22 protein-coding genes and 1 tRNA gene are annotated in these 24,968 nt (G+C 60.3%); 13 read left to right on the forward strand and 10 right to left on the reverse strand.

What is annotated here, in order from left to right:
- Nucleotides 1-194: 194 nt before the first annotated feature.
- Entirely contained in the window at nt 195-1,226 is a 1,032-nt protein-coding gene (locus ACP7B9_RS15050) for a LacI family DNA-binding transcriptional regulator (protein ID WP_425864681.1), read from the reverse strand.
- A 23-nt stretch (nt 1,227-1,249) separates the two neighbouring features.
- Complete coding sequence (locus ACP7B9_RS15055; protein ID WP_425864682.1) at nt 1,250-3,031, reverse strand: glycoside hydrolase family 13 protein; 1,782 nt, start codon at nt 3,029-3,031, stop codon at nt 1,250-1,252.
- A 311-nt stretch (nt 3,032-3,342) separates the two neighbouring features.
- On the opposite strand from ACP7B9_RS15055, the gene ACP7B9_RS15060 reads away from it, so the two are divergent.
- The 5 genes from ACP7B9_RS15060 to ACP7B9_RS15080 all read left to right on the forward strand — a co-directional run bounded on the left by ACP7B9_RS15060 (nt 3,343) and on the right by ACP7B9_RS15080 (nt 10,640).
- Nucleotides 3,343-4,641: a sugar ABC transporter substrate-binding protein gene (locus ACP7B9_RS15060; protein WP_425864684.1), complete on the forward strand. Its 1,299-nt coding sequence runs from the start codon at nt 3,343-3,345 to the stop codon at nt 4,639-4,641.
- Nucleotides 4,642-4,737: 96 nt separating this feature from the next.
- Nucleotides 4,738-6,378: an ABC transporter permease subunit gene (locus ACP7B9_RS15065; protein ID WP_425864686.1), complete on the forward strand. Its 1,641-nt coding sequence runs from the start codon at nt 4,738-4,740 to the stop codon at nt 6,376-6,378.
- Nucleotides 6,375-7,289 (forward strand): sugar ABC transporter permease, encoded by a 915-nt coding sequence (locus ACP7B9_RS15070; protein WP_425864687.1) that lies wholly within the window; start codon nt 6,375-6,377, stop codon nt 7,287-7,289. Before ACP7B9_RS15065 ends, ACP7B9_RS15070 begins: the two co-directional genes overlap by 4 nt.
- 2 nt (nt 7,290-7,291) lie before the next feature.
- Nucleotides 7,292-9,154, forward strand: a complete 1,863-nt coding sequence (locus tag ACP7B9_RS15075) for a glycoside hydrolase family 13 protein (RefSeq protein WP_425864688.1) — start codon at nt 7,292-7,294, stop codon at nt 9,152-9,154.
- Nucleotides 9,155-9,242: 88 nt separating this feature from the next.
- Nucleotides 9,243-10,640, forward strand: a complete 1,398-nt coding sequence (locus tag ACP7B9_RS15080; protein WP_425864689.1) for an FAD-binding oxidoreductase — start codon at nt 9,243-9,245, stop codon at nt 10,638-10,640.
- Nucleotides 10,641-10,811: 171 nt separating this feature from the next.
- Here ACP7B9_RS15080 and ACP7B9_RS15085 read toward each other — a convergent pair whose 3' ends face one another.
- The 4 genes from ACP7B9_RS15085 to ACP7B9_RS15100 form a co-directional block, all read right to left on the reverse strand.
- Nucleotides 10,812-12,179, reverse strand: a complete 1,368-nt coding sequence (locus ACP7B9_RS15085) for a DUF4032 domain-containing protein (RefSeq protein WP_425864691.1) — start codon at nt 12,177-12,179, stop codon at nt 10,812-10,814.
- A gap of 137 nt (nt 12,180-12,316) precedes the next feature.
- Entirely contained in the window at nt 12,317-13,417 is a 1,101-nt protein-coding gene (locus tag ACP7B9_RS15090; protein ID WP_425864693.1) for an ABC transporter ATP-binding protein, read from the reverse strand.
- Nucleotides 13,418-13,558: 141 nt separating this feature from the next.
- Nucleotides 13,559-14,353 carry a trehalose-phosphatase gene (gene otsB / locus ACP7B9_RS15095; RefSeq protein ID WP_425864695.1) on the reverse strand — a complete coding sequence of 265 codons (795 nt, stop codon included), beginning with the start codon at nt 14,351-14,353 and terminating at the stop codon, nt 13,559-13,561.
- Entirely contained in the window at nt 14,350-15,789 is a 1,440-nt protein-coding gene (locus tag ACP7B9_RS15100; protein WP_425864912.1) for an alpha,alpha-trehalose-phosphate synthase (UDP-forming), read from the reverse strand. Before ACP7B9_RS15100 ends, otsB begins: the two co-directional genes overlap by 4 nt.
- Nucleotides 15,790-15,993: 204 nt before the next feature.
- Here ACP7B9_RS15100 and ACP7B9_RS15105 point away from each other — a divergent pair, with 204 nt between their 5' ends.
- Nucleotides 15,994-16,893, forward strand: a complete 900-nt coding sequence (locus tag ACP7B9_RS15105) for a DsbA family protein (RefSeq protein ID WP_425864697.1) — start codon at nt 15,994-15,996, stop codon at nt 16,891-16,893.
- Between the two features lie 172 nt (nt 16,894-17,065).
- Nucleotides 17,066-17,139, forward strand: a tRNA-Thr gene (locus ACP7B9_RS15110).
- A 179-nt stretch (nt 17,140-17,318) separates the two neighbouring features.
- Here the strand turns inward: ACP7B9_RS15110 and ACP7B9_RS15115 are convergent.
- The 3 genes from ACP7B9_RS15115 to ACP7B9_RS15125 all read right to left on the reverse strand — a co-directional run bounded on the left by ACP7B9_RS15115 (nt 17,319) and on the right by ACP7B9_RS15125 (nt 19,187).
- Nucleotides 17,319-18,503, reverse strand: a complete 1,185-nt coding sequence (locus ACP7B9_RS15115; RefSeq protein WP_425864699.1) for a site-specific integrase — start codon at nt 18,501-18,503, stop codon at nt 17,319-17,321.
- Between the two features lie 79 nt (nt 18,504-18,582).
- Complete coding sequence (locus ACP7B9_RS15120; RefSeq protein ID WP_425864700.1) at nt 18,583-18,798, reverse strand: helix-turn-helix domain-containing protein; 216 nt, start codon at nt 18,796-18,798, stop codon at nt 18,583-18,585.
- A 119-nt stretch (nt 18,799-18,917) separates the two neighbouring features.
- A complete protein-coding gene (locus ACP7B9_RS15125) occupies nt 18,918-19,187 on the reverse strand; it encodes a MarR family transcriptional regulator (protein ID WP_425864702.1) in 270 nt (89 codons plus the stop codon).
- Nucleotides 19,188-19,349: 162 nt separating this feature from the next.
- On the opposite strand from ACP7B9_RS15125, the gene ACP7B9_RS15130 reads away from it, so the two are divergent.
- The gene (locus tag ACP7B9_RS15130) at nt 19,350-19,718 is read left to right on the forward strand and encodes a hypothetical protein (protein ID WP_425864704.1); all 369 of its coding nucleotides are present in this window, start codon (nt 19,350-19,352) and stop codon (nt 19,716-19,718) included.
- A 10-nt stretch (nt 19,719-19,728) separates the two neighbouring features.
- Nucleotides 19,729-20,205: a hypothetical protein gene (locus ACP7B9_RS15135; RefSeq protein ID WP_425864706.1), complete on the forward strand. Its 477-nt coding sequence runs from the start codon at nt 19,729-19,731 to the stop codon at nt 20,203-20,205.
- Here ACP7B9_RS15135 and ACP7B9_RS15140 read toward each other — a convergent pair.
- A complete protein-coding gene (locus ACP7B9_RS15140) occupies nt 20,177-20,506 on the reverse strand; it encodes an ArsR/SmtB family transcription factor (RefSeq protein ID WP_425864708.1) in 330 nt (109 codons plus the stop codon). The two genes, ACP7B9_RS15135 and ACP7B9_RS15140, sit on opposite strands and share 29 nt — an antisense overlap.
- Before the next feature lie 241 nt (nt 20,507-20,747).
- On the opposite strand from ACP7B9_RS15140, the gene ACP7B9_RS15145 reads away from it, so the two are divergent.
- From ACP7B9_RS15145 to ACP7B9_RS15160, 4 genes are all read left to right on the forward strand, one after another.
- Nucleotides 20,748-21,680: a hypothetical protein gene (locus tag ACP7B9_RS15145; protein WP_425864710.1), complete on the forward strand. Its 933-nt coding sequence runs from the start codon at nt 20,748-20,750 to the stop codon at nt 21,678-21,680.
- A 236-nt stretch (nt 21,681-21,916) separates the two neighbouring features.
- Nucleotides 21,917-22,435, forward strand: a complete 519-nt coding sequence (locus tag ACP7B9_RS15150; protein ID WP_425864711.1) for a hypothetical protein — start codon at nt 21,917-21,919, stop codon at nt 22,433-22,435.
- Between the two features lie 95 nt (nt 22,436-22,530).
- Nucleotides 22,531-23,538 (forward strand): C40 family peptidase, encoded by a 1,008-nt coding sequence (locus ACP7B9_RS15155; RefSeq protein WP_425864713.1) that lies wholly within the window; start codon nt 22,531-22,533, stop codon nt 23,536-23,538.
- 1,127 nt (nt 23,539-24,665) lie between these two features.
- Nucleotides 24,666-24,956 carry a hypothetical protein gene (locus tag ACP7B9_RS15160; protein WP_425864715.1) on the forward strand — a complete coding sequence of 97 codons (291 nt, stop codon included), beginning with the start codon at nt 24,666-24,668 and terminating at the stop codon, nt 24,954-24,956.
- The last annotated feature ends 12 nt before the right edge of the window (nt 24,957-24,968 follow it).

Here is a 24,968-nt window from a genome sequence, read left to right on the forward strand (position 1 = left end):
GCGCCGATGGTACTGCATTCGTGAGGATGTGGGAGAGTAGGACACCGCCGGACAACACGTAACAAAGGTCGAGGCCCCACACCAACTACTTGGTGCGGGGCCTCCCTTCACTTAACAACCAAAAAATAGACCGGCCGTTGAGGATAGAAAAACGAATTTCTATCCTCAACGGCCGGTCTATTTGTTTAAGCTATTCACTCTGCAGGAGGAACTGCCGTACTTGTCCGCACCACCAGATGCGTGGGGAATTCCTCGGCAACGGGCTCATACGGCACCGTGCTGCTCTGCGCCGACTGTTCCAGCCGGGCCAGGATTCGCTTGGCTGCAAGGGCGCCCTGACCGCGTGGATTCTGGTCAAAGGTTGTAAGCCCAAAGACCTGCCCCAGCTCATGCCCGTCAATACCAATGACAGAGAGTTCCTCGGGAACCCGCAGGCCAAAGTCTCTCGCAGCGAGGATGGTACCGATAGCCATTTCATCCGAAGCGGCAAAGACAGCTGTGGGACGCACCCGGCCGGCACCCAAGAGGGCACGTGCGGTCGCGTAAGCGCCCTGAACGGTAAAGTCGGAGCTCTGCTGCCACGCGTCTGATGTGGGAAGCTTGGCTTCCTGCATGGCCATTTGGTAGCCACTCCTCCTAGTCCCCGGCAGTTTGAAGTCGGCGTCGTATTCATGGGCGCCACCAATATGAGCGATGCGCGTGTGTCCGAGACCAATCAAATGCTCGGTTGCTCGTTTTGCCAAGTGGAAATCGTCCACCCAGAGGCTGTCGGCACCAGGTAGCGGACCGCCAATGCCCAACACAGGACGGTGAATCGCCAAAAGTTGGCCGATCTCAGACTCGGTGAGCTCCAGCGAGACGGCAATGACGGCGTCGAGCCTTTTGCGCAGGAGGAAGTCGGTGAGGATGGTGGCGCGGTGACTCTCATTTTGGCTGGTGGTGTACAGGGTGAGATCGTAGCCGGCCTCGAGGAGTTCCGAGGAGGCGCCGTCGATCACCGAGGAGTAGAACCAGCGGTCGACGCCGGGGACCACGATGCCGATGTTGTGGTTCCTACCGGAGGCGAGGCTGGACGCAGCGTAGGACAACACGAATCCCAGCTCGGCGGCCGCGTCCTGGGCGAGTTTGCGGCTCTTGGCAGAGACGCTCCCTTTGCCGCCCAAGGCGCGTGAAACCGTGGCTATGGACAGCCCGGACAGTTCCGCAACCTCTTTGATGCCCGCCACTTTATTGCCCCTCGGTCCCTTGGTCACAGTTTCAGCCAGACAGCCTCGGACGATTCTAGTTGAGCATTGTCACCGAGGCCGGGAAGGGACCGCGCAATGACGGTGCCACTGGGCAGTTCCATGGCCTCGCTGCCGGTATTGAGAATGACAAGGGTGTCGCCATTGAGGAACGCCAGCGAATGCTCCGAGCAGTATTCCTCGGCCCACTGCAGCGACCCCGTGCCCAGCTTCAGCTCGCGCCGTGTCCGCAGCGCATGGCTGTACACGGCAAGGTGCGACGCCGGATCGCTCACCTGGGCGTCGCGGGCGTAGGTCTCCCAGCCAGAGGGCTGGGGGAGCCAAGGCTCGGACTGTTCCGTGGCGCCGTCACTGAATCCGGCGCTCTGGCCGGTCGCCCTCCACGGCAGCGGGATGCGGCAGCCGTCGCGGCCAAGCCGCTCACCACCGGTACGGGCAAAGGTTGGATCCTGCCGAGCATCATGGGGGAGCGTCGTGTGATCGGGCAGACCCAGCTCCTCTCCCTGGTAGAGGTAGCAGGCGCCGGGCAGGGCCAGCATAAACAACGACGCCGCAGCCGCACGTCGGCGCCCCAGCGGCAGGTTTGGCTGTGCGTCACCCGAACCGACGCCGTCGCCGTCGCGGGGACCGCCGCCGTCGTACCCGAAGCGGGTGGCGTGGCGGACGACGTCGTGGTTGGAAAGCACCCAGGTGCTGGTGGCACCGACGGCGTCGAAGGCGTTGAGGGAGCGCTGGACGACGTGGCGCAGCGCGGGCGCGGAGAACCCGGTGGTCAGGTAGGGGAAATTGAAGGCTTGATGCATCTGGTCCGGGCGTACCCAATCGGCCATGCGTTCAAGCGGGTCGACGTTGGCTTCGGCGCACAGGATTCGTTCCGGGCCGTATTCTGCCAAGACCTCACGCCAGCGGCGGTAGATGTCGTGCAGGGCCGGCTGGCCAAACATGGGGGCAAGGTGCCCGGGGAAGCCCTCGGAGCTGCCGCCCCACGCAGTGCCGCCCCAATCGGGCAGGCCGGCCGCCTTGACCAGCGCGTGGGCCACGTCCACGCGAAAACCGTGGACGCCGCGATCGAGCCAGAACCGCAGGATGCGTTCAAATTCGGCTTGGACCGCCGGGTTGTCCCAGTTGAAGTCGGGCTGGGTTGAATCAAAGAGGTGCAGATACCACTGTCCTGCCGCGCCGCCGGCCGTGCCATCGCCTGCCGAGGCATCTTCGGCGACAACCCGCGTCCAGGCCGGTCCGCCGAAGTGGGACTGCCAATTGTTGGGCGGCAAGGCGCCATCCGGGCCCTGTCCATCGCGGAAGATGAACATGTCCCGCTCCGGGCTGCCGGGAGCGGCCGCCAGCGCTGCCTGAAAGAGAGCGTGCTGGTCTGAGCAATGGTTAGGGACCAGATCGATGATCACACGAAGTCTCAACGCGGCCGCAGTTTCCATGAGCCGGTCGAAGTCAGCCAAGGTGCCAAAGAGCGGATCGACCTGGCAGTAGTCAGAAACGTCATAGCCGGCGTCGCGCTGCGGCGAGCTGAAGAACGGTGAGAGCCACACGGCGTCAACGCCAAGCTCCGCCAACTGGCCCAGCTCAAGGGTGATGCCGGCCAGATCCCCAACACCGTCGCCGTTGCTGTCGCGGAAGGAGCGTGGGTAGACCTGATAGATCACGGAATCGGCCGACCAATGGCTCGCACCCGCGGGCATGGCCTGATGTACCGGCGTCAAGTGGCCCGCAAAAGGTGTGGATGCGGCAGCGGAGGAGGGGACAGCGAGGTCCAAGGAGGTGACAGACATGGTTACTACTGTAAAGACTCCGAAGCAGAATGTAAACGTTCTCAAAAATGATTACGCCAGCTTCCAAAGTGTCGGCTGATAATCAAATTTACCGGAATGTCGGGCCGTAGAGGCAATCATTGAAAGTGCTCGCTAGTGCCGGATTGTGGGCCTGCAGGATGATCGCGCTCGATCGCCCCGAAGCTGGGGCTTCTTTTTGGAACCGTTTTCATGTATCTTGGAAAATGCTTACGCTTTGTGAGGTAGGCCACTTATGTGATTTTTTGCCCGAAACCGCTCTCCGGGGCGTTGGGCTCAAGAAAGGGACACCAATGAAGTTGCCAAATACAAGTGCCACCCCGGTCAGTCGCCGAATCTTTGCTGTTGGCGCATTATCCGCAGTAGGAGCCCTCGCGCTTAGCGCCTGCGGCGCCGAGGGCAAGGCCACGACCAATGCCTCGGCCACCCCGAAGGACCTGGCCGCAGCCGGCGCAACCACCATCACCATGTGGGTTGACGCGGAACGCTCGCCAGCGCTGAAGGACATTGCCGCAAAGTTCAAGACCGACACTGGCATCGAGGTGAAGCTCGTTATCAAGGACTTCGCTGCTGTACGCGATGACTTCATAACGCAGGTTCCCACGGGCAAGGGCCCCGACTTGATCGTTGGCCCGCATGACTGGGTTGGCAAGTTTGTACAGAACGGCGTCATCGCTCCGGTTGAATTGGGCGAGAAGGCCGCTGGATTCTCCGCGACGGCCATCAAGGCCATGACGTTCAACGGCTCAACCTACGGCGTCCCGTACTCGGTGGAAAATATTGCACTGCTGCGCAACACGGCGTTGCTGCCTGCCGCCGTCAAGACCTTTGACGAAGTCGTTGCGGCCGGCCAGGGTGTGGTTGACGCGGGCAAGGCCCAGTACGCCTTCCTCGTTGGTCTTGATCCAAAGCAGGGCGATCCCTACCACCTCTACCCGTTGCAGACCTCCATGGGTTCGGCCGTCTTTGGTCTGGACGCTGACGGTGGCTACGATCCAAAGAACCTGGTAGTTGGCGAAGCTGCCGGCGTTGAATTCGCCAAGAAGCTGGTGGAATGGGGAGATACCGGTTCCAAGGTCTTGAACTCCAACATCACCGGAGAGATCGCCAAGGAAGAGTTTAAGAACGGCAAGAGCCCGTACTTCTTGACCGGCCCGTGGAATGTCCCGGAACTGCAGAAAGCTGGCATCAAGCTGGCTGTTGACCCGCTGCCCACCGCGGGTGACAAGCCCGCGCAGCCTTTTGTTGGAGTGAACGGCTTCTTCATCAGCGCCAAGAGTGCCAATGCGCTGGCCACCACGGAGTTTGTCACCAACTACCTGACCACCGAGGTCGCTCAGGACTCGATGTTCACGGCAGGCGGGCGCCCTCCGGCCTTGAAGGCTTCCTTCGAGAAGGCCTCCTCGGATCCCATCGTTGCGGCCTTCGGTGCGATCGGCGATAACGGCGTTCCCATGCCCGCCATCCCCGAAATGGATGCGGTCTGGAATGACTGGGGAGCCACTGAGCTGGACCTCATCAAGGGCAAGGCGGATCCTGCCACTTCCTGGCCGAAGATGGCGGAGACCATCAAGTCCAAGATCGGCGCCTAAGCTCCATTGCCAGCAGCGGTGTGTGGCGCTCGGGCCTAGTGCCTGCGCGCCACACACCGTATTGACCAGCTTGAACCCCTGCAAGAGGACAGTCACGTGACGCAAGTTTCCAAATTAGCCAACGACGTCGGACCCGGACCCCGGGATGCCAGCGGCCAGCAATCGCCGCAACAGCGGGCAACGAAGAAGAGTTACAACCTTGACTCCGTCAAGGGCGCCCTGGTCAAGGTGGTGCTGTTGGGGTTGGTGGATGCTTTTGCCGTCTTCGTCCTGATCACGCTGTTCCTGAATGAATCATGGGCCATCCTGGTTGTCGCGGCAGTTGTCACCTTGCTCGTGAACTGGATTTACCTCCGCAAGGGCGGGCTGCCTGCCAAGTACTTGGCGCCGGGCGTCTTTTTCCTTGTCGTTTTTCAGGTGTTCGTTGTCTTCTACTCCGGCTACATCGCGTTCACCAATTACGGCGATGGGCACAACAGCAGCAAGGATGATGCCATCTCGGCGATCCAGCTGACGGCGCAAAAGCGCGTGCCGGATTCTCCGTCTTTTAAGACGACTGTACTAAAACAAAACGATGAACTGTTCCTCCTGTTCACTAACCCCGACGGCGCGGTGACGGTTGGTTCCGCATCGGAACCGCTGGCCACCGTCACCGATGCAACGCTCGATGGCACCGGGAAGGCAGTCTCCCTCCCCGGCTTCGAAACTCTGAACTTCGCCCAAATCGTGGCGAACCAGACGGCGATCCTCGGTATCTCCGTTCCGGCTTCGGATGACCCGGCGCAGGGCAGCCTGCGTACGGCCGACGGCAGTACCGCCTACGCGTTCAAGCCCAACATGGTCTACGACGCGAACACCGATACCTTTACCGATGTTGAAACCGGGGTCACGTTCACTGACAACGGCGAAGGCGCTTTTGTCAGCGAGAACGGCGAACGCCTGGCAACCGGCTGGAAGATCAATGTAGGTTTCGATAACTTCGTCCGGGCCTTCACCGACCCCGACCTGCTGGGACCGCTGCTAAGCGTGATCGCCTGGACCTTCACCTTCGCTATAGCCTCCGTGATCCTCACCTTCAGCCTTGGCCTGTTTCTGGCCATCACCTTTAACCGTGACGATTTGCGCGGCAAGAAGGTCTACCGGGTGCTGATGATCCTGCCCTACGCCTTCCCCGCGTTCCTCTCCGGCCTAGTGTGGTCAGGCATCTTGAACCCCCAGTTTGGTTGGTTGAACCAAACCCTGCTGGGCGGCGCCGAGATCGGGTGGCTGACAGATCCTGTCCTAGCCAAGATCAGCGTCCTAGTGGTCAACCTGTGGCTTGGTTTCCCCTACATGTTCCTTGTGTGCACCGGCGCCCTGCAATCGTTGCCCACCGAACTGGATGAAGCGGCACGGGTTGATGGTGCAGGCGCATGGCGAGTCTTTACATCCATCAAGTTGCCGCTGTTGCTGGTCTCAATCGCACCGCTGCTGATTGCCTCGTTCGCCTTCAACTTCAACAACTTCAATGTCATCTACATGTTGACAGGCGGCGGACCCCGTTTCGAGGACACCACCCGGGCCATCGGCTCCACGGACATCCTCATCACGCTCGTTTACAAGGTGGCATTCGGGCAGGGCACCGGGCGTGATTACGGCCTGGCCAGCGCGCTGGCCATTGTCATCTTCGTCATCGTGGCCACCGTATCCGCCGTCAGCTTCAAGCAGACCAAGGCACTTGAGGAAGTGAACCGATGAGCACCACCACCATTCCCGTGCAAACCACAGAAGAGCTATTTCGAGCCAAGCGCCGCCCGTTTGGCGTGTGGTTCAAGGACAAGGGTTGGCGTCACCTGGTGGGCGTGGTTGTCACACTCTTTGCCATCTTCCCTCTCCTCTACGTGCTTTCGGCAGCGTTGAATTCCAATGGCACCTTGGCCGGAACCAAGGGCCTGTTCACGCAGATTGACGTCGGCAACTTTGTGAAATTGTTCAATGATCCTTCCCGCCCGTTCGGCCGCTGGTTCATCAACACCCTAGTGATTGGCGTCGTCACCTCCGCTGCCACCGTCTTCCTCGGCGCCATGGCCGCCTACGCGTTTTCCCGCATGCGCTTCAAGGGCCGCCGGATGGGCTTGCTTTCGCTACTCCTGCTGCAGATGTTCCCGCAGCTGCTCGCCGTCGTCGCAATTTTCTTGCTGCTCAACGGCATCTCCGATGTCATCCCGGCACTGGGGCTGGGCAGCCAGCTGGGCCTGATCATGGTTTACCTTGGCGGCGCGCTGGGCGTGAACACGTACCTCATGTACGGGTTCTTCAACACTGTTCCGCAGTCACTGGATGAGGCCGCAAAGATCGACGGCGCCTCCCACGTGCAGATCTTCTTCGGCATCATTTTGCGTCTGGTCACCCCGATCCTTGCCGTGGTTGCGCTACTATCCTTCATCGGAATTTCCAGCGAGTTCGTAATTGCCTCCGTAGTCCTGAATGATCCCGACTCGCAAACGCTGGCCGTGGGCTTGTATTCCTTCGTTGCCGATACGCGTTCCAAGAACTGGGGCATCTTCTCAGCTGGCGCAGTTCTGGCCGCGGTGCCTGTCATGGCCCTCTTCCTGTTCCTTCAGCGGTACATTGTCAGTGGACTTGTACAAGGTGGAGTAAAGGGGTAAACATGGCTGCTAATCAACCGCATCATGACGGTTCGGCTCTTTATGTGGGAAGCTCGACGCCGAAACTAGGCGAACGTTGCACGCTGCGGTTGCGGGTGCCTCAAGATTGGGGAACGGCCTCGCGTGTGTGGGTGCGCAGCGTCCAGGACGCCGAACCTCGGTATGACGAGGCGAAGGTGGTTGGCACCGATGGCGGTTGGACCTGGTGGGAAGCCTCCATGCTCCACGTCAATCCGGTGGCCCTGTACCGCTTCCTTATTGAGATAGCAGGGACGGATGGTGAGGGGGCCAGCTACTGGAACCTCAATAACGCCGGCCTGCACGACCGCGACACGTCTGACGTCAACGATTTCCGTATCACCACCGCGATTGCGGCCCCTGAGTGGTCGCGCGAGTCCGTCATGTACCAGGTGTTCCCCGATCGGTTCGCTCGCTCGGAACACGCTGCGGAGCGGGAAACCCCCGAATGGGGCGTGGCCTGCGAATGGGACACACCTGTTCAGGGGCGCGGTGCGGATGTGGCCCGCCAGTTCTATGGCGGTGACCTGGACGGCGCCACCGGGAAACTGGATGAACTGCTCGCCCTCGGCGTCGACATTGTCTACCTGACACCGTTCTTCCCTGCCCGCTCCAACCACCGCTATGACGCCTCGACGTTCATGGAGGTGGACCCGCTGTTGGGTGGCGACGAGGCGTTGATCCGCTTGGTTGAGGCGGCGCACGCCCGTGGCATGAAGGTTATGGGCGACCTCACCGCGAACCACACAGGCGATGCCCATGAGTGGTTCACGCGTGCACAGGCGGAACCGGCCAGTGTCGAGGCCGGATTCTTTTACTTCAACGAGGACCACAGCGATTACGAGAGCTGGTGGGGCGTCAAGTCCCTTCCAAAATTGAACTGGGCCTCGCCTGCCCTGCGCGAAGCGTTCGTCACGGGTGAGGACTCCGTCGTGGCGCATTGGCTCAAGGCGCCCTTCAACCTCGATGGCTGGCGGATCGACGTCGGCAATATGACCGGGCGTTTGGGCGCCCAAAACATCAATAAGGAAGTGGCCGCCCTCATCCAGGAACGCATCCTTGAGATCAACCCCGACGCCCTGCTCCTGGGCGAGGAAACCTCCGACGCCGGGGCGGACGTGGACGGATTCGGCTGGCAGGGTGCCATGACCTACTCCAACTTCACCCGCCCCATCTGGCAGTGGCTGGGCGATCCCAACGCGCGGGTCGACTTTTTCGGCACCCCGCTGCCGGGCCCCAACAAGGTGAGTGCCGACGTCGTACTTGCCACACACAAGGACCTTTCCAGCGCCTTCAGCTGGCCCGTGCGCAACGCGACCATGAATGCGCTTAACACCCATGACACGGCGCGGGCTGCGAGCGTCATGATTCCCGGCGGGCCCGTGGTGGCGGCGGCCATGTCGATGCTGCTGCCGGGCATTCCGGTGATTTTTGCCGGCGACGAGTTCGGACTTGAAGGCGATGTGGGGGAGGCTTCGCGAACGCCGATTCCGTGGGATGAGCCGGAGCGGATCGTCACAGATCTGCGGGCCTCGTATGCGGCGCTTGCGGCTCTGCGGCACGAAAGTCCCGCGGTGTCGGAGGGTGGCATGCGTTGGTTGATGGCCGACGGCGATGTGCTCGCCTTTGTACGTGAATCGCCCGAGGAATCGCTGTTGCTCATCGCAACGCGGGCCGCGGCCAAGGTATCCGTTGAGCAGCTTGGCTTGGATGCTGGTAGCAGCGACGCGCTGCGGGCGGCCCCTGCGTTCAGTGTCGGTGAGTTTACGAGTTCCGCGACGGAGCTGGCTTTGTCGGGGCCCGGCGTCTATGTGTGGCGACTGCCAGGGATTAGCGTTCCGGACTGAATTTGGTGACCGGCTCCGGCGTCGGCCGTGTGCACAGCTTCTAGACTGGAGAGATACATACGGCTTTGACGGAGGGGTTGCGGGAGACATGCGCGCACAAGAGTTTCATCTCGATGAACGCTTCGAGGTCCTACTGCGCAGCTCGCTGCGTGGGGACCAGATCAGCGTCAGTGCGGCCGATCTGCGGACGCATGCCATCGACCAGGGACCCGTCACCGACTATCACGAACCGCTTGCCGTGGTGTGGGCCGAGAAGGTGGCCGATGTTCAGGCCGTGGTGCGTGCGGCCGCGGCTCACAACGTTCCGCTCGTGACCCGCGGCGCCGGGACAGGGGTCTCCGGTGGCGCTCACGCGACGGCCGGTTCAGTGGTGCTGAACCTGACCCGCATGAACACAATTCTTGAGATCAACGCCGAAGATGAGATCGCTCGGGTTGAACCCGGCGTCATTAACGGCGATCTGAACGACGCTGCAGCCAAGCATGGCCTGATGTTCGCCCCGGATCCGGCCAGTTTCAAGATCTCAACCATTGGCGGCAATATTGCCACGAATGCCGGCGGGCTGCGCTGTGCCAAGTACGGTGTCACCCGTGACGCCGTGCTGGCCCTAGATGTGGTCATGGCCGACGGTTCGTTGATCCATACCGGTCACCGGACGTTCAAAGGCGTGGCCGGCTACGACCTGACGAGCCTCTTTGTGGGATCCGAAGGAACCCTGGGCATTGTTGTGGGAGCAACGGTACGGCTGCGGTATCTGCCAACTATTGTGCGCACCCTCGCCGTCTTTTTCTCGGATGTGCAAACAGCCGCGGCCGGCGTGCTGGCCATCGGTGCCGCCCGGGTTCAGCCGTGCATTCTTGAATTACTGGACGGAGCGTCCTTGCGGGAACTGGACTTCCGCAATGGCAGCAAGCTGTCGCTGCGGGGGAGTGCGCTGCTCCTTATTCAGTTCGACGGATTGGCCGCCGAGCAGGAAGAATCGCTGGCTGCAGCAGCCCTGGAGAAGCAGGGTGGCCTAGTCAGCCGCGAGGATCCGGCCGAGGCGCAGCGGTTGGTTGAACTGCGGCGCAATAACCGTGGTCTGGACGTGGATGCCGAAAACCGGGTGGGCGAGGACGTGGCTGTGCCGCGCTCGCAGCTGGTCCGCTACATCAGCGCGTTGGAGGAGATGGCTGTCCGCCACGGCGTGGATTTGCAGGTCATTGCCCATGCCGGCGACGGTAATCTGCACCCAACGTTCTCGGTTCCCGGCATGGACGGCATGAGCCTTAAAGCGCTCAACGATGCTTTGGACGAGTCGATTGCCAAGGCGCTTGAACTGGGCGGCACCATCACGGGTGAACACGGCATTGGGCAGTACAAGCTGCGCTGGCTGCCGCTGGAGCAGGCGGAGCAGGTGCTGTCGATCCAGCGCCATATCAAGGCGCTCTTTGACCCGCAAGGAATCCTAAATCCAGGCAAGGCAATCACCTCAGCAACCCCCTAGACCCTCGCTCAGTTACGGGGCATTAAACTCTGACGCTCGCGCAGATACGGGGCCTAAATTGAGAACCCTCGCTCACTAACGGAATCGTTAGTGAGCGAGGGTTTCTAAAAAGTGCCCCAGATGTGAGCGAGGGTCGGGAGGAAACGCCCCGGAAGTGAGCGAGGGTTGGTGTTAGTCTCCGAAGGCGGCGTCGGGGAGGACTCCGCCTTCTAGCATCTTGATGGTGTCCGTGTCGGTGCTGAGCATGATGGCGTCCTCGTCGCGACGGAAGCGCAGGATGTTGTCCACATACGACTGCACGGCTTCCGCCAGTGGGACGTTGCGCTCTTCATCCTTTGACTTGAACCAGCGGTGCTCCAGAACCTCGTGCACCACCTCGGCCGGTTCCAGCTTGCCGCCGAGCTCGCGCGGGATGGAGCGGACAATGGGCTCAAAGACCGAGCTGACCCATTCGTGGGCGCTGATCTCCTCGTCCCTGTCAGGGGCAACGTTGTTGCGGAAGGAGTCCATGTCGTTGAGCAAACGACGGGCCTGGTTTTCCTGGGCGTCCAGGCCGGTCAGGCGCAGCAGGCGGCGCTGGTGGTGGCCGGCGTCGACCACCTTGGGCTGAAGCTGGATGGTGGAGCCGTCAGGGGTGGTCTTGATGGCGTACTCCTCGACATCGAAGCCCAGCTCGTTCAGGCGGCGGATGCGGGCGCCCACGCGCCAGCGATCCTCGAGCTCGAAGGATTCCTTCTCGGTGAGCTCTGCCCACAGGCGGCGGTAGCTGTCCATGATGAGCTCGCTCGTGGCCACCGGATCCACCTTCTCCTCGATGAGCCCGCCCTCGAGCAGGTCCATGAGCTCACCTGCGATGTTGACGCGCGCAATCTCAAGATCGTACTCGCGCTGACCGGTGGACAGATCCGGGTAGAGCTCGCCCGTTTCAGCATCCACCAAGTAGGCGGCAAAGGCGCCAGCGTCGCGGCGGAACAAGGTGTTGGAGAGGGAAACATCGCCCCAGTAAAACCCGACGAGGTGCAGGCGGACCAGCAGCAGTGCCTGGGCGTCGATGAGGCGGGTCAGGGTGTCGCGGCGCAGCTTCTGGGAGAACAGTGCACGGTAGGGCAGCGAGAACTTCAGGTGCCGGGTGACAAGGACCGGGTCCAGCGGAGCGCCGCTGGGCGTGGTGCGCCCCGTAATGACGGCGACGGGCTCCACACAGGGAACATCGAGCCGGGCAAGCTTGCGCAGCATGTGGTATTCGTGGCGAGCCACGTGCTCGGACGTTTCCTTGATGGCAATGACAGAACCGTCGAGGTGGGCAAAGCGAACCACATGGCGGGAGATACCACGGGGTAGGGCGGCAAGGTTCTCCGACGGCCAGTCCTCAAGGCGGATGTGCCAGGGCAGGTCCAGCAGGCCGGGATCGGCGCTGGCGGCCGTGATGTTCAGCGATCCCATTACGGAAGCAGGCGGGGCGCTCTGGCGCGGGAGCTTGCCGATCTGGTCAAAGTCGGTGGGCTCGTGGTTCCACTTGGCGCCTGGTTGCTCAGTCATAGTACAAATTCTCTCTTAAATGATGAAGCGCGGTGGCCTGCTGGAAATGTCCAACAGGCCACCGCGCCTTACATGGTGCTAAGTCTCGATGATTTCGACAAGCTCAATCAGCGAGGTCTCGACAGGCTCGACCAGCGTTAGTCGCGGATTACGGCCTTGTCACCCAAGCGCAGGCCGGAGGTTGCATCGAAGAGGTGGACGTGGCCAACCTGCGGGCGGACGTGGATGGTGTCGCCCTTCATCGGTGGGCGGCGACCGTCGACACGAACAACCATGTCGCGCTCGGTGCCGTCGATGATGGCGTGGCCGTAGACGTAAGCGTCGGCACCCAGCTCTTCAACGACGTCGGCCTCTACTGCCAGGCCTTCGCCGGCGCCAACGATCTCGAGGTCTTCGGGACGAATACCAACGGTTACCGTGTTGCCTGCAGCCTCGCCGAGAACGGCGGAAGGTACGGGGTAAATTGATCCACCGAACTTCACGCCGGCATCAACAACGGGCAGTTCCAGCAGGTTCATGGCGGGGGAGCCAATGAAGCCGGCAACGAACACGTTCTGCGGGGCATCGTAGAGGTTGCGAGGGGTGTCAACCTGCATCAGCAGGCCGTCCTTGAGAACTGCAACGCGGTCACCCATGGTCATGGCCTCGACCTGGTCGTGGGTCACGTAAACGGTGGTGACGCCCAGGCGGCGGGTCAAGGAGGCGATCTGCGTACGAGTCTGCACGCGGAGCTTGGCATCCAAGTTGGAGAGGGGCTCATCCATGAGGAATACCTGCGGGTTACGCACAATGGCGCGACCCATGGCAACACGCTGACGCTGACCACCGGAGAGTGCCTTCGGCTTGCGATCAAGGTAGGCCTCGAGGTCGAGGAGCTTTGCGGCTTCCTTGACGCGCTTGGCGCGCTCTTCCTTGGAGACGCCGGCGATCTTCAGGGCGAAGCCCATGTTGTCGGCAACGCTCATGTGGGGGTACAGCGCGTAGTTCTGGAAGACCATGGCGATGTCGCGGTCCTTCGGCGGAACGTCTGTGACGTCGCGGTCGCCGATCAGGATGCGGCCGGCGTTGACATCTTCCAGGCCGGCGAGCATACGCAGTGAGGTGGACTTGCCGCAACCGGAGGGGCCGACGAGAACCAAGAATTCGCCATCGGCGATGTCGATGTTGAGCTTGTCAACAGCGGGCTTGGTGGTTCCCGGGTAGATTCGGGTTGCATTATCAAAAGTTACTGTAGCCACAGCAATAAATCCCTTCATCGGCAGGTACGTGCCGAACGATCCGTAGTGAATGGTTGTTAATGCAGCAGCCCAATAACCGCCAATGCGGTTGGTGGGCTGACTTTTGAAGTATGACACATTTTTGCTATGACCAACATCACGTTACGTGGAAAGGTAACGTCTGCGGGCGGCCAACAGGAGTTCGAGCACCGCCGGAAGATCGTGCGGCTTCGGTATGCGGAACTCGGCGTGGGTTTCACTCTTGCCGACCTTGACGCCCACATCGCCGGGGCGCAGTACCTCAAAGCCGTGTTCGTCCGTGACATCGTCGCCCGCGAAAAACGTGGCCGTTGCCTGCGTGTACTCCCGCAGAGCAGCCAGACTCTCCCCCTTGTTGGCCTTGATGACTGACATCTCCAGCACCTTTTTCCCTGTGGAAATATGGATATCCGGGTTCCCAGAGAGTGCTTCACTGACAAGCTCGACGGCGGCGATCCCGTCGGTCTTGCTGGCCAGCCTGTAGTGAAGGACGACGCCGGCCGGCTTGTGCTCCGCCAGCGTCCCGTTAAAGCGGGTGGTTGCCTGGGCGACGGCGGCGCGGGCAAGTTCCAGCGTCGCTTGCTGTTCCGCCGTGAGTTCCAGACCGGGGGAGTCGGGCCCTAGCCAGCTTTCGGCACCGTGGCTGCCAACCAAAAGTGTTGGTTCCGGAGGGGTGGCGACCAGACGCAAACTTCCCAGGGCGCGCCCAGAGACGAGTGCCGTCGTCGTACCTTCTAAGGCAGACAGCGCGGCGAAGGCTTCCGCCGATCGCGGGAGGGGACGGGCGTCCTCGGCGTGCTCAACGATGGGCGCCATAGTCCCGTCAAAGTCGAGGGCCAGCAAAAGGTGCGGCGTTTGGGCGATGCGGTGGATGGCGGCTTCGAGTTCGGCTGGAAGTGGGGCCAGGGACTTGGTCATTGCAGCTCGGCCTCCAGTTGGAGTGTTGAGAGGAACTCTTCGCTCCAGCGCTGGACGTCGTGGGCCAGGACTTGCCGGCGCATCGTGCGCATGCGGCGGCTGGATTCGCCGGGGGAGAGCCGGACGGCGCGCATGATGGCCGCCTTGAGGCCGTCGATGTCGTGCGGGTTGACCAGGAGGGCGGACTTGAGCTGATCGGCGGCGCCGGTGAATTCGCTCAAGACCAGGGCGCCGGTGTTGTCGCCGCGCGCCGCAACGTATTCCTTGGCGACAAGGTTCATGCCGTCGCGCAAAGAGGTAACGAGCATGACGTCCGAGGCCAGATAGAGGGCCACCATTTCCTCCACAGGGTAGCTGTGATGGAGATAGCGGATGGCGGTGTTCAAGATGGTGTCGAATTGGCCGTTGATGCGGCCCACCATGCCATCGACCTCATCGCGCAGCAGACGGTAGGATTCCACGCGCTCGCGGCTGGGGCTGGCCACCTGGATCATGGCGGCGTCCTCGACCTTGATGGCGCCGTCGGTGAGGAGTTCGCCGTAGGCCTTGAGACGGTGGGTGATGCCCTTGGTGTAATCGAGCCGGTCCACGCCAAGCAGGATGGTCTTCGGGTTACCGAGGTCCGCACGGATTTGCTTGGCCCGGGCAATCACGTCTGGACGAACGGACAGTTCCTGAATCTTGGCGACGTCGATGGAGATGGGGAATGGCGCGGCGCGGGAAATGTGGACCACTGCGCCGTCTAGATCCTTGATCTGAACCTGGGAGGCCTTGACGCCGGCGCCGACAAAGCGGCGGGCCGAGCGCAAGAAGTTGGCGGAGTCGCTGGGGCGCTGGAAGCCGATGAGATCGGCGTCGAGCAGGCCGGAGATGATCTCGCGGCGCCACGGGAGCTGGGCAAAGATCTCCGGGGGAGGGAAGGGGATGTGGTTGAAGAAGCCGATGCGCAGATCCGGGCGCAGCTGGCGGAGGTAGCGGGGCACCAACTGCAGCTGGTAGTCCTGCACCCAGACGGTGGCGTTGGGAGCTGCGGCTCCGGCGGCGGCCTGGGCGAAGCGCCGGTTGACGGTGCGGTACGTGTCCCACCAGGTGCGGTGGAATTCCGGGGGCGCAATGACGTCGTGATAGAGCGGCCAAAGGGTGGCGTTGGAGAAGCCCTCGTAGTAGAGCTCAACCTCGTCTGCGGACAGGGCGACGGGGATCAGATCCATGCCCTCGTGGTGAAAGGGTTCCAGCTCCTCGTCGGGGGCGCCATGCCAACCGACCCAGGCGCCTTCTCGCGCAGCCATAACGGGGGCCAACGCGGTGACTAGACCGCCAGGCGAACGCCGCCATCCGGCGTCGGAATCTTCAGTGGAAACTCTGTCCACGGGCAGGCGATTGGAGACAACAACAAAATCGGAACTGCCGGGGTGGAGGGCCGGTTTGCCGATCATTTCTTCTGGCACGTGCAACTCCCATGGTAGAACTCAGGTTTGTGCCAGCTTAGCCTGTGGTGTGGGTTACGTGCGTTGGGGCTGGTAATCATGAACTGCCAGGCAGGGGTGTAATTTTTGGGTATTCTCCAAGGTTTCTCACCTAAGATGAGGAAGAACTTGCCGTTATTCGGCCCTTTTTCATGCCCAAAGACTTGAGGAACTATGAGCCCCAACAATGAACCGCGGTTGTCCAAAGCTGAGCGGACGGCACAAGCCCGCGACAAGGCACGGCTTATTCGCGATGCCCAGCTGAAGAAGCAAAAGCGCAACGGCTGGCTGATTAAGGGCGGCGTGCTGGTAGCGGCCGTGGCCATTGTTGTCATCATCGCCATGATTGTCATCAACACCCAGAAGGCCAACACACCAGTTGCCGATACCGGTCCGGTGCCGACCAACATGAACGCTTATGGTGGAATCACTCTGGGCAAGGACGGCGCGGTTATTGCGCCGACCACCACGGAAAAGACCGTGGACGTCAACGCCCTGGGTGCTTCCCCCACGGCCTCTGTTGAGAAGGCTATCGACCTGGATGCGATCGGCATCAAGGCAACCGGCGCCGGCGAGCCCATCCAGACGGTTATCTACTTCGACTTCATGTGCCCGTTCTGCAATGACTTCGAGACGAACTACGGCGCGCAGCTGAAGTCGCTGGCCAGCGAGGAAAAGATCACCGTCGAGTACCGCGCACTTGGCTTCCTTGACCGCTTCTCCAGCGGCACGAACTACTCCTCACGTGCAGGCGCCGCTGCGGCCTGTGTCGCCGAGACCTCTCCGAATAAGTACCAGGCATTCCTGGACACCTTGTTCGCCAACCAGCCTGCTGAAAACAGCAAGGGCCTGGACAACGCAACGCTGAAGAAATACGCCACCGAAGTTGGCGCCGCGGACATCAGCTCCTGTGTTGATGAGAAGACGTTCCGCCCGTACATGGCGAACACCTCCGGACTGGCCTCGGTCCACGGCGTGAACTCCACGCCCACCGTGTTCATGGACGGCGAGCAGTGGGTCTCCACCGAGAAGTTTGACGACTTCTCCGCACGGATCCTGGCAGCCAAGAAGTAACTTGTCTTGATTGCGGGATGTGCGCCTTGTGCGTGCGCTCGCAGTTCTTGTAGTTACGGATTTTCGGACGACGGCGTGAAACCGGCTTTCCCGGGTGGCTTGGCTACCTGGGGAGCCGGTTTTCGTTTTCAACAAGGCTTACGGTAGCCTTATCAAGCGCTTGATTGCGTTTGCCTCCTTAGCTCAGCTGGCCAGAGCACCGCTCTTGTAAAGCGGGGGTCATCGGTTCGAATCCGATAGGGGGCCCAGAAAGCCCGGAATGACGGGGATTTTAGTTGTAGGAATGGCCCCGAGAGGGGCCATTTTCAACTTAACTCATTAAAAACTCATTAAATTGACGCTTCTTTTTGCTGTTGAGGGTCCGCTGATTACTGCTGTTTGCCAAAAGTGGTCGACGATTTTGAGGCTCAGCGCGGCAAAACGAATCATCCCATGGCATCAGAGTCGGAGCCTTCGGACTGGGCCTGAAGTGACTTTTTCGCTTCGATGGCCAAGGGAGAGGCGAATCCATCGAGAACAGCGCGCGTGTCCAGAGCTTCCTTGTATTCCTCGATGTAGTGCTCTTGGGTCATCGCGATTTTTGAATGCCCGAGTTGGTAGGCGGCGGCTTCGGCACCCATGGATCTCGCGATGACGGTGGCATTGGACTTTCTCAAGGTCCTGAAGGTGACCCAGTCGTAGCCGATGCTATCCGCGGCCTTCCGCCAGACCTTGCCCACGTTGTTTGCATCGATGAGGGTCCCGGTGGACGAGGGAAAGACTAGGTTTATTGGATTCGGCGAACTGGTAGTTTCCTGGCGTAGTCGCCTCTTTCGAAGTTCGGCAACCAAGAACGCCGGTAGGGTCAGGCGGCGGACGCCGTGTCTGGACTTCGGATGGTCCTGGATCCGCACACCGCCACTGGTGGTTCTGATCACCGTGGCGCTGATCGACACCGTGGGCGGGTCAGATTCTAAATCGATGTCCTCCCAGTGGAGCGCGAGGAGTTCGCCCGGGCGGAGCCCGGTACTAACGAGGAAGTCGGCAATTTCGTGGAGCTCTTGGGTGCGCGGTCTGCCAAGGGCAGGTGCCTGCTCCCAAACGATGAGTTTTCGGCGAAGGTCTTGATATTGCGTCATGTCGAGCGCCTTGGGCTTTGCTGTCGAGTTCTTGGGGATCGAAACGCCGACGACGGGGTTTACGGTGACTGCGTCGTGGCGGAGCGCAACCTTGAACATCCACGACAGCACGGCCCCACACGACCTAGCGGTGGACGAACCGACGTCGGACACGAGTGTCCGGATGAAATGGTCAACGACACCCGAGGTGACTTCGCTAATGCGGACAGAGCCGAGTGCGGGTTTGATGTATTTTTTCACGCAATATGAGTACTTATCCTTTGTACGGTCTGCCTTGTCGGAGGCTTCCATCTCAACCAGGAAAACGTCAATGAGCGTGCTAATTCTGTCTTTAGCAGACACGACTCCGTACCGGGGTGTTTGGCGTTCCTTCAGCTTCACTTGAATGTTGCGCTGGGCCGCCGTAGACGATGGGCCACGTGCCTCGACCAGCCGCAGCGCGCCGTCCATGTCGCGATAATAGGCGCGGGCACGCCAAGAATGGGGTGTCATCCGTTTTGTCCGAATAACACCCCAGTTTCCCAAGGGGATGGGTAACCTGGACATGATGATTCCGTCGGTTCTGCAGGGCTTAGGGATCCGACCGGAGCGAGAGCCAAGCGTCGAAGTCTGTCCGGCTTACGCGCAGGTGGCGGCCGATCCGGTAGGCGTGTGGGCCGATGCCCTTCGCGCGCCACTGGTAAAAGGTCTGCAGCGGAATCTGCAGTTCGCTGCAGATCTCAGTTGGGGAGAGCCACTGGGCTGCGTCGGAATCGATGTGGTGGCTGTTCTGGGTGGAGATGCTCATGTCAGTACCTTCCTCGGGTCCTACCAACGTCAAAGCGCCGGCAAGTTGGATTCGATACCTAACCATGGTTGAAATTGAGTTTTACTACATGACCGCAACGAATAGTGGGTCGTGATGGCTCACAACCACGGAGCGAAGAAAAGGCGCGCCTGTGCTATTTCCTGGAGAACTTGGGGATGGTCGACGGCGTAAGTCAGGGGAGTGTCCTCGATTGTGGTGTCTGTTCTGCGGATAATCCCTGCCTCGGACAGCATTCCGAGTGCCCGGCTAACGGTGGCCTTATTGAGGCAGAGCGCGGTGGCAATATCCGGGGCGGTAGCAGGGCCGTGTGCGACCAGCATGTGCACGATTCGGCCTCGTGTCAGATTCATCAATATTGAAGGTTCCATGGAAAACACTCCTGGGCAGCGTTCAAGACGCCTTTTTTGGATCTGTCTATTTTAGAATTTACTCTCACTAGGTCATGGTGTAAACGCCGCTATTCGACATGACTGTGGATAAGTCGGTGTGGACAGACGTCTTCCCGACGGGACCATTCGGAAGGCTATCCCATGAACAAACATCCTCAAGTCGAGGCATTTTTGCGTGCCGCGTCGTCCATGCGCGAGAACCGGTACTGGGCGAGAAACCCGCGGGAGCAACTCGCCTTTCTTGGTGCCCTCCGCGACGTCATGACCGAAGTTTGTTTTCATGTTGACCGCAACCATGTACTTGACCCGATTGGGTTGGCGGCATTTGCGGCGGCTGCCGGAACTCAGAAAGTTGTGCCGTGGCTGGGCGCCAGTGCAGAGACCGTGCTTCTGCCGGCCCTGGAAGAAGTGATCCAAAGATGCCTTGCGGCGGTGGAAAGCACAGACAATACTGGAGGAGATGCGACCGCGTGGCCGGCCAGTGGTGGCCCGCCCGCCCCGCCATCGTGAGGAGTCTGCCGTGAGTGCTGGACGTGGAGACACATCTGGTCAGCCATCGCCGCAGACCGTTATGGGCAGACGCATCAACCTGCTTTTGGACGCTGCGGCAGAAAAGCGCGGCTACGAGGTTCTCTTCCCTGAGGTTAAGACTGAACTGGCCGCGCGTGGCGTTGGCATGTCACGGGCCCGATGGTTTTACATGAAGGACGGCACGGGCCCGCTAGTCAAGAATCGAACAGTCTTGACTGCTATTTGTGGCATGTTCGACGTCGATCCGTCGTATCTATTGGACTTGGACTCCGATGAACTCCCCGAGAGCATCCAAGCCAGGCTTGGGTTCGTCAAGGCATTGCGGGCGGCTCGAGTTCAGGCGTTCGCTGCACGCACCTTGGGTGACGTTTCACCGGAGACCTTGAATGCGATCACCGAATTCCTGAGCCGCGACATTCCGAAAACTGATGACGGTACTACTGGTTTGGAACCGTCAAATAATTAGCATGGGCTTCGAAGAGTTCCCTAATCCGTTCCGGATTGACTGAGTATCTCGGTGCTCGGCCGTGCCGACGCCCAGGCTCAACGTCTGCACCCACGACGCCGGCGTTTTCTAGGATTACCAATTGTTTGGCCACGCTTGCGTCGCTGGCGTCCACATTTGCCACGATTTCCCCGCGCGGCTGGGGGCCATGCTCCAGTAAATAGCGGATGATCTGATTGCGTGCTTCGTTGCCAAACGTGGTCATGGCAATGGCAACTTCGGGAGACCAGTCCTTGAGTGCTGGCTGGATATTGTGCGGCATGTCTTCATTCTGCACCAAAGTTGTCCACAGAGTAAGAGTGACGCCCCTTGACAATATATTCCTGATACTCGCACACTATAAATAATACCTTTTGAAGAGGGTTGTCCGCGATCGTTGACCACGCCCAGCCCGCTGGACCCGGCACAAGCCGGAGCGATCTTGTCGCCACCAAACGTGTCCCCAGGATCTCCTGCGAACGTCTAACGGCGTCGCGCTTGATATTCAGGCAACGAATGAAGCGGTGATCATCATGGGTCTTAGGGCCAGCGAAGCTTATGAAGCACTCGAAATCATCACGGTAGATCAGTCCCTCGCCAATCCTCCCGATCCGGACATTCCTGTCGACCAGCTGATGAGGGCTGTCGAAGGTGTTCGTCCCTATGTGAAGATCCATCTGGGCAAGTTTGGGTTCTGCGACGATGTGGACGACGTGTTGCAGGACATTCGTCTCGCCGCATGGCAAGGCACTGTGCGCGGCACTTACCGGGCTGTCCCGGGAGTGAAGTTCGATGCCTGGGTCCAGGGGATTGCCTGCAATCTGTGTGCGCATCACGTGCGCCGGAGTATCGCCAAGTCGGCACTGCCGCTGGACGAGCAGTTCGAATCCAGGGCCAACAGCCTGACTGACATCCAAATGATGCGCCTCGATGAGCAAGCCACTAACCACGTCTGGGCCACGGAGGTTTTGCAGTTCGTCAAGACTCATGTGCCTGAGCGCACGTGGGAACTGGCTCTGAGTAGCCTGTCTGATCGGAAGGCTGAACCACTCACTGCGTTGACCGCGGGTCCATCAACTCGCACGTGTTGGCACGCCATCTTCGTGGTGCGTCAGATGGCGCTGACCGTGAGCCATGCCCTGGATGTCGATCGGCAGCAAATTGGTGACCTTGCAACACTGCGAACCCACACCGTTGCCGCACTTCCGAATCCGCTGCTCCGGCTCATTGCCGACGACGTCGTTCTGCCAGCAGTCCTTGGCAAGGCCCGTTCCGCCGCAATCGCCGGTGTTGCTCGAGATGCCGGGGTCAGTGTGCGTTACGTGAAGGTGCAAGTCGGGCTAGTGCGAAACCTTGTCGTGGCCGCCGGAGAAATTCTTCGCGCAGGCACTGGGATTGAGGGTTCAGTCATCAATACACCCGCCACCCCGACGCTCCACTCTGTATCCAAGGCTTGATCGGCACAAGGCGATGAGGTGGAACCATGAACGCGGGATGGCTGACACGCAGAGGCAAACCAAGCAGGCGTCGGGCATGGGTGATGTTGCTGGTCACTGTTCTGGCTGCCGCCGGAATTGCGGCGGTTCTGTCACTCCGGACACCAGAGGTGAGTCCTGAAGCGGGTAGCCGGACTCCGTCGAGTGCGCCTCCGATTTCGCCCTCATCCGCGGCTCCCACAGCAGTAGTAACGCCGGTGGCGACAAATGCTCCACCGGCGCCGCAGGAATTCTCAGCGGATGAACCGTCCACCTTGGACTTTCGCCAGCTGGCAACCGCAGCGGCTCGCACCATCTATTCCTGGGATACGAGAAAGGCCACCTACTCAGAAACGTATGGAAGTATTCGCGCATGGTGGCACGTGCTGCCGGACGGCTCAAACCCGCTGACAGTCTTCGCCGAGCAATTCGAAGCCACGGGCACCAACGCCGCAGCCTATGCGTCCCTCACCGGTGCTCAGGGCTACCGCACTACGGCAGCAGTTAATTCCACTTGTGACGCGCAACTGGCTCAATATGTGCAGTATCCCCCGCCTTGGGAAGGCCTGCATGTCTGCACGGTGACCCTGAAAGTGACGGAGCATGCAACCTCGGGCACGAACAGCTACACGGCTCCTGTCAGCGTCATGGTGAATTGCCCGCCGGCTACCACAGCTCCGGCTGATCGTTGCGAGATGGTGGGGTTCTACGCGTCGTCCGATCGGATCGTGTACTGATGCCGGCCCCGGCGCTCCTCCTTGGAATGATCAAGAGGCGAGCAGCGCTACGACTGATTGGCGCAAGTGTCAGCGCATTGGCACTGTGCTGTGTCATGGCATTCAGTGGTGCGGTCGCTTTGGTGGCGTTCGCTTCTCAGGGCTCGACGGCGGCTTGTACGGTCGCCGCGGCCTTCCCAGGCGCCGCGATAGCATTCGAGGTCCCTGGACAGGCGCCTGTCTCGCTGAGCGAGTCCCAAGTGACGGTGGCGAAGTCGTATATTGCCGTCGGCCGCGCCAGAGCAGTGCCGAACGACGGCATTGTGATTGCCCTGATGATGGCGCTGCAAGAATCTGGACTTCAGATGCTGGCCAATACTTCCGTGCCTGAGTCTCTGGAATTTCCGCATGACGGTGTCGGCGGTGACCATGATTCCGTTGGTAGCGCCCAGCAGCGGACTTCGGCGGGGTGGGGGAGTGTCTCTGCGCTAATGCAACCGACCTACAACGCCGAAGCGTTTTATGGTGGACTGCAGGGGCCCAATCATGGATCACCTCGGGGGCTTTTGGATGTCCCTGGGTGGCAGCAAATGGACAAAGGTGCCGCGGCCCAGGCAGTTCAAGGGTCTGCGTTTCCGGAGCGATATGCCAAGTGGCAGCCGGAGGCTGAAGCGATTCTGGAGGGGCTTGGTGCTTTTACTCCACCAGCTGCGTGCAGTCCAGACAAATCGGGCGTCACCCAACCCGCACTGCCTTCCGATTTGAGTTCGGTTCGGCGAGAGATCCTCGCATATGCTCAGGAAGGAGTTGGTGGAGCGTATGTTTGGGGAGGGACCGCATTCAAAGAATGGGATTGCTCAGGCTACGTCCAATGGGTCTACGGGAAGGCTGGAATCCAGCTGCCACGGACGGAGCAGTGGACAGGCGGAACGCCCACTACAAGTCCGCAACCCGGTGATCTCGTCGTTCAGAATCCTGATGGCCCGAACCACTGGGGTCACGTCGGCATCTACGCTGGCAATGGCATGATGTACAGCGCACTGAATCCGGTTGTCGGGACACTCCTGCACCCTGTGGTTTGGAATGCTCGCAGCGAATATTACCGTATAGCGCCTGCGCTCTAGCCGCGAGAGGCTGTTGAACTAAGAATCGGTCGGTCCAAACCTTCCTCAGGTCAAAGTACGTGGACAACTTCGATAGTTGCTGCTCCCTTTGGGCCATTGGGTTCCACGAATGCCAATTGCGCTCCAGCGTTTGTCTTGTCAAACATGAGTGTATAGAGGCCAATTGCTCGATTGACCAGGTCTGTCTTTGACATCCCCGTCTCCTCGGCAAGCCTTGACAATTCTTCCGATCCACGGCGGGTTAAACCCACTGTGATGCGTTCCGCGCTCATACGCGGTAGTACCGACGTTGACGGACTCATTGAAATTTCCTAACTTAGTTGTTTCCGCTGTTGGGACGGGACGACCGTCCCAACAGCGGAATCAAGCAAATCATCACATTCAGCCCTTAGGGCGTCGAATGGCGATTACGAAGAGAAGGGCCAGCTGGACAGTAGCAATCAGTAGAGCCTCGTGTGTCGACAATGTAACTTGCGTTGCAATGAAGAGCAAAGGAGGACCTGCGACGATAGCTGCCGCTATGACCATGGACAGCAAGATTCCGGACTGGTGCCCGGGCATTTTGATGTCAACAGCGTATTTCGGATTCACCCGGAAGTGAATTTCGGCATTGGCCGTGGGTTCCTCAGGTTGAGAAACTGGCTGGATATGGCCACTGGTCGGAGGGATGGGGGGCTGTGAGCTGCTCCGATTTGACACGGGTAGCTCCTTTCTGGCGCCCGTCGCTCTCGGCCAGTTTGGCCAAAGTCCTCGCGATCGACTGCCCGTCCCCTGCCAGTGAAGAACCTGGAGGAGGAGATCTCTTAGTGAAGGTCATTGTCGTTGACATCATTTGACATATCCTCTTTCCGGTTGTTAGTAGCCAGACCGTATGGCCTGCACTTCAAGCATAAGTTATGCATCAATTTGATGCAACAGCTGTCTAAATAATGTGGGATATTGTTTTCAATCGGTGCGCCAGCGCGATTTCACGGCGACCTTAGAGCTTCATCCGCCCGTCATGTGCATTCGTGTGAAACACACAAGATAGGTGAGTCATTGCGGTCATGTAGTTTCCCCGCCCAATCGCCATGAAGCATGTGAACGAAACGTCCACGCCTGTGGACAACCAGCGATTGGAGTTCACAATGTTGTATCCGGCTGTGGTGGATCCCGGGATCACCCCGAACACCAACTTCCCATTCCTCGAGTCCCTCAAAGAAATAGGTGGCGGCATTCTCGTCGGGGCGTTCATCGTGATCGCCATCGTGGCGATCATCGGCGCCGCGATGCTTTTGGCTGGCAAGCTCAGTCAATCCTCGCGCCTGGCTTCCGGCGGCGGCATGATCCTGCTCTGGACAGGACCGGTCGCGGCCATCCTGGGTGGCATCAACGGCTACATCCTGTGGTCGCAGAACGCGTTTAACCTCGGATTCTAGGCGTGAACCATG

Source organism: Arthrobacter sp. TWP1-1 (genome assembly GCF_049897845.1).
Lineage (GTDB): Bacteria > Actinomycetota > Actinomycetes > Actinomycetales > Micrococcaceae > Specibacter.